The organism is Phycisphaerae bacterium, from assembly GCA_012729815.1.
Lineage (GTDB): Bacteria > Planctomycetota > Phycisphaerae > JAAYCJ01 > JAAYCJ01 > JAAYCJ01.
The window spans coordinates 22,908-34,006 of sequence record JAAYCJ010000054.1 but is presented as its reverse complement, the minus strand read 5'-3'; the positions used below and the strand labels follow the sequence as shown (position 1 = coordinate 34,006).

Genomic DNA, 11,099 nt, shown 5'->3' with positions numbered 1-11,099 from the left:
CGTTCCATTGGCCGGCGCCGTGAGATTCTCCTGGGACGTGTTCTCGGCCTTTGTCAATCCAGTCTGATCGGTCGCCGGACCGGGCCTGAGCATGGCGCCATTCTCCCGCCGTTCTCGGGCAGGTGCTTTCGGGACCGGCAAAGCCCGGCCGTCGGCGCCAGGAGCGTCCAGGGTCGGACGCCTCAAGTTCTTCCACGGATGGTCCGGAGGCGATGCGCTCGCATCGCGCGGTCCTGGGTGAGGAAACGGTGTCAACGGATGGTCAGGACGATGATCATGAAGATCAGAAATGCCGCGGTCTATTGGTCAGCGGCCTTTCTCCTGCTGGCTGCAGCGTCTGTGGTGGCCTTCCTGGGGCTGCCGCGCGGTCCGATCGAGCTGACGGAAGAAGACCACGTCCGGGCGGCGGCCCTCGTGGCGGCTTTGAAGGAGCCGGGCACATCGATCGAGGAGATCGATCGACGGCTCAAGGCGGTCACCGGCGGGCGGGGAGTTCTGCGGCTGGGCTTCACATGGGAGCGGGTGGCGCCGCTGACCGAGGAAGTGCTGGAAGTGTGGAACACATGGGAGGAACCGCGACCGGTGGGCCAGGAGGAGGGCATGCTCGTGCGGCCGATCTGGATGGACCCAGCCGTCGAGGACGTCGAGGAATGCTGGCCGCGGTACGGGCCCTATCGCTTTGCTGCGGCGGGCCGGGTCGCCGGTGGACCGCGGTGGTTCAGGAAACTGGCCATGCTGCTGGCACGGCACGCCGAACCGGGCGACTACTACATCCCGATGGACATCACCACCTTCTGTGCCGCCGACGGGTCGGAGATCCTTCGCCGGCCCCTGAACAGGATCACGCTCGAATCGTTCGATCCGCACGACCTGAGCTTTTCCGGCTGTACGGACTGGTTTGTGCCGTTTGTTCCTTTTGAAGAGGGCGCGGACGTGTCTGATCCCGAGGTCCTGGACCGGCTGGCGAGGGACCTGGTGACGCGGCACCCGCAGAGGAACCTGGTCTACCGGCCGATGCACGGAGGACTCCGCTTCACGCCCGCGAGAGGGGACGGGCGCGACGCGAGATCTCTGGAGGAGGAACGGCCATGAACGGACCATAGGCGGGACGGGACAGCGGGTCGTACGGGTTCCAATCCACATCCGTTCCATTCCGCAAAAGGGGGCCTGCCATGACGACTGGAACGACCAAGAAGGTGATTCTTGTCCTGATCGTTCTGATGCCCCTGCTGGTGATCGACGGGTGCCAGCAGGCGAACGTCGCCGAGGCGAAATTCGTCTTCGACATCTCTGTAGTCGCGTGCGGCGGCTACGATCCCAACTATCCCTGGTGGCAGAATTGGATGCTCGACCAGTGGTCATACACCGAGAATCACGACGGCAGAGGAACCATGCGCCGAGGCGAGTTCCGGTACGCCGTCCAGATGCTCGACACACACGGGGGGCCGTACTTCAAAGATGGGATCGGGCTGAGGGCGGAAGTGATAGGGCACTGGGATACCTTCTCGGGCGGCGGAACGCCCGTCGCCGGAGGGCCCTTCGACCGCTGGGAAAGCCTGGGCTACGTGGACATCACGCCAAGCGATGCCAATGGGCTGGCTTACGTCGTGGTCGGACTGGGCGACCCCAACGGTCTGCCCGGCAAGGAATGGCCGGCCGACTACACCTATACGTACGTCGACATCAAGATCAGCGTGCCTCTGGGTCAGCCCAGCGCCTGCTTCTACCTCAAGGCGTTCTTCCTCGACGCCTATCCCGGTTCGGAAATCCTGTTCTGGAACACGATGGAGAACTGCTTCCAGTACTACAGCCCCGATCCGGGGATCGTCTATCCCGGCGGCGGATCGGCCCCGTCGGATGGCGGCGAGGGCGGCGCAGCGCCGTCTGGAGAACTGGCTCCGCTGATCATCCACCTCGATTCGAGGACCGCTGACGATCCGCCGGCTGAGCCGGAAGTGGAGCCGGCGCCGATGGACTATCCGGAGGCGGACCCGAACTACTACGATCCCAACGCCATCGTCTACTTCTCCTGGGGCCGGATCGACCCGAACGGGACATTCGAGGAAGTCCCGCCGGGCGGGGTATACCTGTTGCCGATCTTCTACGATCCAAACGGATTGGATCCGGCAACCGGCTGGGTGGATCCGGAGTACGTGGACGAAGGGTCGATCATGCTGACGACGCCTTACGTGGCCAGGATCACCTGGCGACTGCCGCGGGCGCTGCCCGCCGATCCCGCTCTGAACACCAAAGGAACGGTCTTCCTGAGGACCAAGGACGCCTCCGGTCACGTCCTGGAGTTCCTGCCGGTGACGGTGCGGTTTGTCGAGATTTCGCCGGACCGGATGGAAATCACCGGGATCACCCAGGACATCGTGCTGATCGACTCGTACTCCTGCTGGACGGTCGGCCACTTCGGAACGCAGGACGAGCGGGCGGCGATCACCGTCGATTGGAACGGCGGCCAGTGCGACCTGGACGCTCCGCCGATCTACGCCGATTTCGACTACGACGGGATCGTCGGCTACAGCGATTTCCAGCTGATGTATGACGCGTGGAGCGCCACCATCTACACCGGAGACGGACGGTACGATTTCCTGCTCGACTACAATCGGGACGGCATGATCGGGTTCCCGGACTTCCAACGTCTGCTCGACAACTGGGGCCAGACCTGGTCCTTGGAGTAACCGCCGCGCCGGTGTGCCGGTGACGCGACCGCACAGGTCGGCGGGCGGACCGCTGACGCCTGCCTGACGGGACGGCTATAGCCCCACGATGCCGCGGGCGAAGTAGGACACGATGATGAACGCGGCGTAGATCGCGAGCAGGGGGATGCCGTACCATCGGCGGAAGTGGTCTCGGCTCGTGTAGATGAAGATTCGGAACAGCAGGAGGATCAGGATCATCGTGGGCAGGTGAATCCGCAGCACCTCCGCCGGCACGGGCAGTGCGACGGCCGCCGCCGACGCCCCGGTGACGAAGAGGACGTTGAGAATATCGGCGCCGACGATGTTGCCGATCATGATCTCCGGATGCCCTTTGCGGATGCTGGTCAGGGCGGTGACCAGTTCGGGCAGCGAAGTGCCGAACGCCACCACCGTGGCTGCGACCACGGCTTCGGGAATGCCCAGCAGATTGCACAGAAGCGCGACCGACCGGATCAGCGCCTGGGCGCTGAAGACGACCATGAACACGCCGACGATGATCATCATCATGCAGGCGGTCACGCTGTGGGTGACGGCGGGGATATCCCCGGTGGGATTGGGATGGTTGCGGGCCCACCGGATCGAGATGAACATGTACCCAGCCAACAGGCACAGCAGCATGACCCCCATCGGCCGGGTGATCACCGGCGCACCGTAGACGGCGGTCGAGATCACCACCAGGAAGACCAGCAGCAGCCCGGAGCCGAACTGGAGCCAGCCGTGGCGGTTGAGAATGAAGCGATCGAGCGGCAGCCGGGTGAGCAGGCAGCCGAGGCCGAAGATCAACCCGGTGTCGCAGATGACCGAACCGACCGCATTGCCCAGCGCAATCCCGATCTCGCCGCGCAAAGCGGCCAGGACGGAAACCGCCGTCTCCGGAGTGGTCGTCCCCAGCGAGACGACCGTGGCCCCGACGATGATCTTGGAAATGCCAAGCCGGTAGGCCAGTTGGGCCGCCCCGTCCACCAGCCAATCAGCCCCCTTGGTCAGGACGGCCAGGCTGGCCCCGATGATCACCAGGATCAGCAGAACCTGCGGACCGGTGGACATCGCAGCGATCCGCTCGAAGGGAATGATGTAGTCAATGAATTCCAAGGCGTTTCTCCGTGCATACGCGTGGCGGTGAATCTGCCGAAGCATTCAGTGTACGCACTGGCGGCGGGCGGGCAAGAGGAATCCGTGTGCGGTGCGAAAGGCCGGCGGCTGCCCTCCATCAGCTCCGCCGCCCTCGGCGGGGTCTTTCTTGATTCTGACTTCTGACTACTGAAGTCTGACTCCTTGCCCTCTCCGCGTGTTCCGCGTGCTCCGTGCTGTCCCAAAGGCAAGTTGAACCGACGTCACACCCCTCAGACGGCCATCACCCAACGCTCAGCTTTGCCAGGTAGATCGACGCGGGCCGCTGGCCGTGACGGAAATCCGGCCGACTGATGTACTCGTGCTGCGAGTAGTAGCTGAGCAGGATCGAACCATCGTTCTCGACCACCATGCCGCAGTAGGATGTATCGCCGCCGGATGGCAGATCGAGCAGCCGCTGCGTGGTCTGTTTCTCCGGATCGATCTCGAAAATCGACGTGACCGCCTTGCACCAGTCGGGCGGATCGACGATCGATCGCCGACCTGCCGCGATGAGCCGGCCCGCCACGCGAACCACGTTCGGACTCTGCATGCCGTGCGCGACCCGCCAGCCGGACCATGCGACATACGGCGGATCGGCATGGAGAAAATCCGTCCGGGCCTCGTTGAGGGCGCCACGGTTGACCACCATAAAGCGCCCGTCCTCGTCGCGAACGATAAACGACTCGCCGCCGTTGTTCTCCTGGATGGTCGAGACCTTGCGCCAGTCCACCGCGTCGTCGGACCGCAACAGCATCAGCTCGCGGGCGGCACGATCGGCCTTGGTCTCGTAGGCGGCGCAGTAGAAGCCGTCATCGAACCGCTGCGGGTGCCACAGCCACACGTCCGGCTTGTACACCGGAACCGGCACGTGCCATGACACGCCGTCGCTCGTGCACGAAACGTACGTCTGCGACCGCTGCGCCCCGCCTTCTATGCGGTGAAGGCGGCCGTCGACCAACGCGGTCTCCGCGAAACGCGAGTAGAAGTAAACCCAAAGCCGGTCGTCGTCGGCGACAAACGCCGGATCCCGATCGTCAAAGCCGGTGGTCAGCATCCCGCAGACGTCCCACTGCCCCAGGTCGCGGCTGCGGATCACGAACACGTCGCCGAATGGCACCATGCCGTGGGCGAAAGCCCGGCGAAAGGCCACGTAATACCAGCCGTTCCACCGAACCATGTCGGTAAATGCGCAGTGCATGCTGTCATCATAAATCTTGCGGACCCAGTCAAGCTTTACCATCAGAGTGGTTCTCCCGAGCAAAATCAAATCGGCCCAGACGTTCGCCCTGGCCGGAAAGAACATCGAACGACCAAAGGTCGAAGTGACCGGCAAACAGGCGATACTCGAGGATCGCCTGGTGGCCGGGGACCTTCAGGTCCGGACACATGACATACAGCGTGCCGTCAAGCGGCGTCAAATGCATCTCGTGCCGATGCCCGTACGCGACCGCCGGCACGCCGTGTCGCCGGCACAGGGCGCTCAGCCGCTCGGACGACGGCCCCCAAGGCTCGCCGACGCCCTCGTGCAGCACCTCAACGTGACAGAAGACAAACGTCGTCTGACCGCAAGCCAACTCCCGCTCGATCCACTCAAACTGCTCAGCCGAGATGTGCCCCGGTCCTTTGGACGTCCGCGGATTGTTGTTGACCAGAATAAAACGAAACCCGCTGTGTACAAACGACTGATCCATCACGGCAAATCGCAGCCGGTACGCCGCAACCAGTTCCCGATACTCCCCCCACGGCGTCCCATCCGCCCGCGGCGCCGCCGGCTCGGGATAACCGATATCGTGATTGCCCGGCACGACATACAGCGGCGGGGCAAGCCGGGCCACATGCTCCAGATACCCATCAAACTCCGCCAGATACTCCGCCTGCGCGCCATAAACCGGATGACTCGCCACATCGCCGGTATCAATTACGAACGCGGGTTTGCGGGCGTTGGCCAGCTCTACCGCGGCGGCCAGGCGGTCGTGACGGGGGAGGTTGGCGGGGTTGCCGACGTGGGCGTCGGAGAACTGGATGAGCGTAAGTATCGGTTGCTCAGCGGGTTGCAACGGATGCCGCCTTCTCTGGGCGTCGCCGGGCCGGATCGCCGACCGGCACGTTTGCCCAGTATAACGCCTTGAGAAACACGGTGGCAAGATTTCTCTTGTAAACGTTTACAATTTCGGATAGCATGCAACTGTTGCACCAGGGAGCACGTGGGACGATGGCCAAGAACCTCCGAGAAGTGGCGGAAATGGCGGGCGTGAGCACGGCGACTGTCTCGCGCGTGTTCAGCCGCAGTCCGCTGGTGACCTCGCGGACCCGCGACCGGGTCATGCAGGCGGCCCAGCGGTGCAACTACCATCCGCACTCCGCCGCCCGGGCGATGCGGCGCGGGCGGTTCGGCCGCGTGGCGTGCGTGGTCATGCGCTACGGCGGCAAGGGAACGAGCCACTCGACGTATACGGGCTATCTGGACGGGGCGACCGACGAACTGGCCGACCGGGGGTACTCAGCCGTCTTCGAGCCGTTCCACATCGACGTGCGCACCAAGGAATTCCTCGAGCCGCCCCAGTTGTTCTCGGAACTGGCCGTGGACGGGATCATCGGCATCGACGCGACGGGTCTGGTGCCGGACCACGTGGACGAGCGCCTGGCTGAGATGGGCTCGCCGGTGGTGTGGGTGAACCGCGAGCCGAAACGGGGCGTGGTGTGCGTCAACGCCGATGAGTACGGCACGGCACGCATGCTGACGCGATACGTGATCGAACAAGGCCACCGGCGCATCGGGTATATCGGCTTTGTCGCCGATCACTACGCCGCACGCGACCGGTACCGGGGAGTGCTGGATGAGTTGACCGAGGCGGACCTCGACACGTCGGCGTTGCATCTGGCTCGGTCGAAGTGGACCTATCCCGGGATCGCCCGAACCGTCTTGGTGCGGATCCCGCGTCCGACGGCTGCGATCTGCTACAACCGGACGGTGTACGACGGGGCATTGCACGTTCTGGCCCATGAAGGCGCGCGGATGCCCGACGACGTGGCCTTGACCTATTTCGCCTCGCCTTGGGAGGTGCAGTACCGCAGCTCCTTTCTCACGCCGATGATGGAGATCCCCGAAATCCTCATGGCGAAACGGGCGGTGGACATCCTCTCGGAGCTGATGGCGGGCGGCCTGCCGCCGGACCATGCGACGCCAATTCCCGGTCGGCTGATCACAACGGATACAACCGTTCCTCAAGACGGAAACTTGGAGTCAAAGAGATGACAACCATAAGGCCACGTTGTCCATACCCGGTGATCCGCCAGCGATCGGCGGCGTTCACGCTGATCGAGTTGCTCGTGGTGGTCGCGATCATCGCGGTGCTGGTGGCGATCCTGCTGCCCGCGCTGAGCGCAGCGAGGGAGAGCGCCCGCGTCGCGATCTGCCAGAGCAACCTCAAGCAGCTCATGACGGCCCAGATGTTCTACGCCGCCGATGTCGGGCACTACGCCGGCTACAACTACAACGGCGCTCCTCCCATCGATCGCGTCGAGTCTTACATCGGCAACGGTGGTATGGACGTGTTCCGTGACCAGTGGACGTGCCCATATGGGGAACCGCACAATCTTCCGCCGTACGCCTGTCCCAGCGAGCCGCAGGCCATCTGCGAGGTAGGTGGCGGGACGTGGATGCCCTATGGCTGGAATACGCTCTTGGGCGGCCATGTCTATTCCCCCGGAGGACCGCCGTCCTCGCCCTACTTCCCCTGGTGGCGCGTCGATGAGATTCTCTATCCCTCGGGCACGCTGGGCTGGTCGGAATGCATTGGCCACGGCGTGGTCTTTCCGCCACGATACACTTAGGGCAACCCGATCGTGTTCCGTCACGCCGGCCCGGGAATCAGTGCCGGCGCCGTTTACGCCACAGGCCAGCCGCCTCGCGCCTTTGCGAACGGAGCGTTTCCTGACGGGCACGCCCGAGCCCTGACCGATGCGGAAGTGATGTCCGACTTGATCTACTACTCGAGAAAAGAATAGCGGTCTCGATCTGTTCGTCTTCATTCGCCAAAGGAGTCTCCACGATGCGAAAATGCTCACTCGCGGTTGTTCTCGCTGCGCTGTCTTTGGGTGGTCTGGTGCATGCGCAAGTCGCCAATCCGATCAACTGCGATGTCCGGTGCACGCTGACGCCGCGTTACATGTTTCCCAACGGCTTTCAGAGCCTGGGTCTCAATCCGCAGGACCTGGCCCGGGTGGTCTTTGGCGAGGGCGAGTCGCTGCCGGGTAACGACTATGATTTTTACCTGCGGGCGACGCACCACGAAAGTGCCGGCGAGCGCGTGCGGTTCGATGTGGCGGTGGCCGACGCGGTATTCCCGGTGGCCTACGCCAATCCGTCCGGTCCGGCTGTGATCGGGCCCTTCCGGTTCGGCACGACCTGTGCGACGGATTGCTTCGACCTATGGGGCGATGCCGCCGCGATGATCGACTGGTTCACCATCGTACCGGCGGGCGAGCCGCTTCCGGAGCAATACAAGCCGACGGCGGGACTGGCGGTGGAGAAGTGGTCAACGCTGCTGCTGGACTGGCCCGAAAAGCACCTCCATCCGATCTGGGTGACACCGGAGATGCCGGTCGAGATTCGCGTGAGAGGCGGCGCGTCGGAAGGCATCAACGGCGAGGCCAAAGTCCACTGCATCATTTTGGATTACGAACACGAGCAGGTCGGCCAGTACGATTTCACCTTTCCGCTGGGAGGCGATGCCCCGCGGCAGAGGATGGAAGTCATCCCCGTGCCGGCCAGGTTCGGCCCGTACCTGCTGCGATTCCTGGTGACCATGCCGGACGGCGCGCAGCGGGACTATCAGCGTATGGTCAGCCGCGTGGCGTCGCCGCTGGAACCGCCGGTCAACGACCTGGTGGGCGGACACGGCAACCTGCCGCTGCTCCGCTGGATGGGCGCCAAGTGGAACCGCAAGTGGGACATCGGCGGCGGCGAGCTCTTCTGGCGTACGGTCCAGCCGGAGGAGAACGGGCCGTTCCAGTTCGACTATGAGCCGCTCGATGCGCCGCTGGCCGAACTGGTCGTCCTGGAGCGAGCCCCGGACTGGGCAATCGGTCGCGACGATTACGATCAATTGTGGTTGGCCTACGTCCGCGCAGTGGCTGAGCACTATCGCGGCCGGATCAAGGCCTACGAAATCTACAACGAGCCGTACGATCAGCCGACCGATGAGTTCGTCGCCAGGCACGTCAAGCGGGTCGCCGAGACGGCGAAGGTCATCCGCGAGGCCGATCCGAACGCCACCATCCTGGCCGGCGGCCCGCCGGAAGAGATTCCGCCCGGCCTCAAGTGGTGGGAGAAAATGGCCAAAGCCGGCTTCTGCAAACCGCTCGACGTGATCAGCGCGCACCTGTACTTCGGCGGCGGCGGAACCCATCCGCTTGATATGGACCTGCGGTTCGACGAGTACGTCCAGGGCCTGCGGACGATCCTCGACGAGCACGGCGGGGCGGGCAAGATGCTCTGGGATACCGAGTCCGGCCTGTGCCCGATGGAAAGCTTCTACATCGGCGGCACGATGCCCTACGGCCTCTGGAGCGGCAAGGGATTCGTCAAGCGGACGCCCGTCTCATATCAACTCGGCACAGCCATGGCGGCCCGCTACCTGATGCTGCATCTGCACTACAACATCCGCTGGAATTACTATCACAGCGGGACGGCGTACGGCAATTCGTGGGCGCTGACGGACTGGGAGGAGACGCCGCTGCCGGCCGCGGTGGCGATGGCCCAGGTCAACCGCCTGCTGACCGGCGCATCGCCGGACGGTCGGCCGGAGTTGCCGGAGGGTCTGTGGGGGCTGCGGTTCAAGAAGGGCGATCGGACGATCGCGGGCGTCTGGGCGATCCGTCTGAAACTCGGCGAGAGCCGCTTCATCCAGCCGCCGAAGGACCAAAGCATCCAACTGATGGATCTGTTCTGCAACCCGCTGACGACCGAGGGCCAACTCCAGATCGGCTCCTCGCCGCTGCTGCTGACGGGAACGCGCGAGGCGATCGACGCTTATCTGGCCAGCCTGAGCGTGCGAGTCGAGCAGGACGACGTGCTCGCCCCGGACAAGGTTCAGACCCGCTTGACCGCGACGGACTACAAAGACCAAGCCGAGCTCGCCGCCGACTCGACGGCCGAAGGGGCCACCCTCGATGCCGTTCGCGACGGCAAGACCGACGGCGCAGCCTGGGCCTCGGCACCGGCCAAGGGCGAACACTGGATCGAATACCGCTGGCCGCAACCGCAGACGATCAACCGCCTGATCTGCGCCTGGCCCACCGACGCCCTGCCCGACCGCTACAAAGCCGAGTGGTTCGACGGGGCCAAGTGGCGGCCGTGCAGCGGCACGCCCGACTGGCGAAGCCCCGGCCTGCCCCTCGAGGACTACACGATCACCGAGGTCAAGACCCGGCAACTTCGTATGATCATCGCCTGCGACAACGACCGCGGCGCCAAGGTCACCGAGTTCTCAGCGTTCCACGTGCCGCGCCTCACGCCGCCGATCACCGAGATGCAGGAGATCTGGTCGAAGGACTTCACGCCGGACGAGCAGGGTTTCATCCGCGACTGGCTGGTCTGCGGCCCGTTCCCCTCGCCCGGCCTGCGATGGGCGATCGACAAGACGCCGGCCAACTGGGACAGCGATTTCCTCGACGTCTGCTGGATTTACGGCCACGGCCGCGGTGAGCCGGTCATTCAGCCGCGCGTCGACCAGGAACACTTCGCGTTCTTCCCATCGGTGCCGGAACCCAAGTGGAACCCGGTCGACGTGCGGGTGGCTTGGCAGCCGCTGCACGCCGACGACGCCCGCGTCGACCTGACCAAGCACTTCACCAGCCCGCTTCTCGTCGAACAGGGCAGCATCGTCGAGCAGTGCATCGGATACGCTGCCGCCTATATCGTGGTGCCGCAGGACATGGATGTGACCCTCTCGATCGGCAGCGACGACGGCTACCGGCTCTGGATCGACGAGAACCTGGTCGCCGAGAACGTCGCCTTCCGCCAAGCCGAACGCGACCAGGAGCAATACCCCGTCCAACTGAGCAAGGGCCAGCATCGCCTGCTGGTCAAAATCCACAACGACATCGGCGGCCACGAGCTGTTTCTCCGGCTCCTGGACAAGGAAGGCCAGCCGGTCACCGGCTACACCGTCCGATTGCTGCCGTAGGAGCGATCCGTCAAGGCGAGTCGAGTCGAGGATGCCGGAACGCAAGATGATGGAGGAGGTTGACTCAGGAGGATCGGCAGGGTAAGAG

Annotated in this window: 8 protein-coding genes; 5 read left to right on the top strand and 3 right to left on the bottom strand. The window is 64.3% G+C overall.

Annotation, left to right across the window (positions count from 1 at the left end; genetic code table 11):
- The first annotated feature begins 276 nt into the window (after positions 1-276).
- Both GXY33_04320 and GXY33_04315 read left to right on the top strand, forming a co-directional pair.
- Positions 277-1,092, top strand: coding sequence for a hypothetical protein (locus GXY33_04320; protein ID NLX04351.1), 816 nt, complete (start codon positions 277-279; stop codon positions 1,090-1,092).
- Between the two features lie 80 nt (positions 1,093-1,172).
- Positions 1,173-2,687, top strand: a complete 1,515-nt coding sequence (locus tag GXY33_04315; GenBank protein ID NLX04350.1) for a hypothetical protein — start codon at positions 1,173-1,175, stop codon at positions 2,685-2,687.
- Between the two features lie 75 nt (positions 2,688-2,762).
- On the opposite strand, the gene GXY33_04310 is transcribed toward GXY33_04315, so the two are convergent.
- The 3 genes from GXY33_04310 to GXY33_04300 all read right to left on the bottom strand — a co-directional run bounded on the left by GXY33_04310 (position 2,763) and on the right by GXY33_04300 (position 5,878).
- Entirely contained in the window at positions 2,763-3,755 is a 993-nt protein-coding gene (locus GXY33_04310) for a sodium:calcium antiporter (protein NLX04349.1), read from the bottom strand.
- Between the two features lie 307 nt (positions 3,756-4,062).
- Positions 4,063-5,061 (bottom strand): exo-alpha-sialidase, encoded by a 999-nt coding sequence (locus GXY33_04305; protein ID NLX04348.1) that lies wholly within the window; start codon positions 5,059-5,061, stop codon positions 4,063-4,065.
- A complete protein-coding gene (locus GXY33_04300; protein NLX04347.1) occupies positions 5,048-5,878 on the bottom strand; it encodes a metallophosphoesterase in 831 nt (276 codons plus the stop codon). Before GXY33_04300 ends, GXY33_04305 begins: the two co-directional genes overlap by 14 nt.
- A gap of 155 nt (positions 5,879-6,033) precedes the next feature.
- Here GXY33_04300 and GXY33_04295 point away from each other — a divergent pair, with 155 nt between their 5' ends.
- The 3 genes from GXY33_04295 to GXY33_04285 all read left to right on the top strand — a co-directional run bounded on the left by GXY33_04295 (position 6,034) and on the right by GXY33_04285 (position 11,011).
- Positions 6,034-7,077 carry a LacI family transcriptional regulator gene (locus tag GXY33_04295; protein NLX04346.1) on the top strand — a complete coding sequence of 348 codons (1,044 nt, stop codon included), beginning with the start codon at positions 6,034-6,036 and terminating at the stop codon, positions 7,075-7,077.
- Positions 7,074-7,655, top strand: coding sequence for a DUF1559 domain-containing protein (locus tag GXY33_04290; GenBank protein NLX04345.1), 582 nt, complete (start codon positions 7,074-7,076; stop codon positions 7,653-7,655). Before GXY33_04295 ends, GXY33_04290 begins: the two co-directional genes overlap by 4 nt.
- 218 nt (positions 7,656-7,873) lie before the next feature.
- Entirely contained in the window at positions 7,874-11,011 is a 3,138-nt protein-coding gene (locus tag GXY33_04285) for a cellulase family glycosylhydrolase (protein NLX04344.1), read from the top strand.
- The last annotated feature ends 88 nt before the right edge of the window (positions 11,012-11,099 follow it).